Consider the following 607-nt stretch of genomic DNA (forward strand, 5'->3'; position numbering starts at 1 on the left):
GTCTGAACATGAATAAACTTTTTTCCACATTCAAAACGTTTTTAGCCGCTTCGTCCGTCTTGGTATTGGCCGCCTGTCCGAGCGGCAACTCGCCGCAATCCAAACCTTCTACGCAGGGTCAAAATACGGTTTCGCATACTGCACCCAAACCGAAAGCCACGGTTGCGCTGGCTTTGGGCGGCGGCGCGTCCAAAGGCTTTGCCCATATCGGGATTATTAAGGTTTTGAAAGAAAACAATATTCCGGTAAAAATCGTTACTGGTACATCCGCAGGCTCGATTGTCGGCAGTATGTACGCTTCGGGAATGTCGCCCGACCGCCTCGAATTGGAAGCAGAAATTTTGGGTAAAACCGATTTGGTGGATTTGACCTTGTCCACCAGCGGCTTCATCAAAGGCGAAAAACTGCAAAACTACATCAACCGCAAAGTCGGCAACCGTCCGATGCAGCAGTTCCCCATCAAATTTGCCGCCGTTGCGACCGATTTTGAAAGCGGCAAACCGGTGGTGTTCAACGTAGGCAATGCCGGACAAGCCGTCCGCGCTTCTGCTTCGATTCCGAACGTGTTTCAACCTGTCGTTATCGGCAGCCGCAAATATGTAGACGG

General features: G+C 51.1%; 1 protein-coding gene. It reads left to right on the forward strand.

Annotated elements, in window-relative coordinates; translation table 11 throughout:
• Positions 1-8: 8 nt before the first annotated feature.
• The coding region (locus ACTHUM_RS17610; protein ID WP_440403636.1) for a patatin-like phospholipase family protein at positions 9-607 on the forward strand (599 nt) is incomplete at its 3' end.

The sequence above is a fragment of the Neisseria sp. P0021.S006 genome (genome assembly GCF_051956895.1).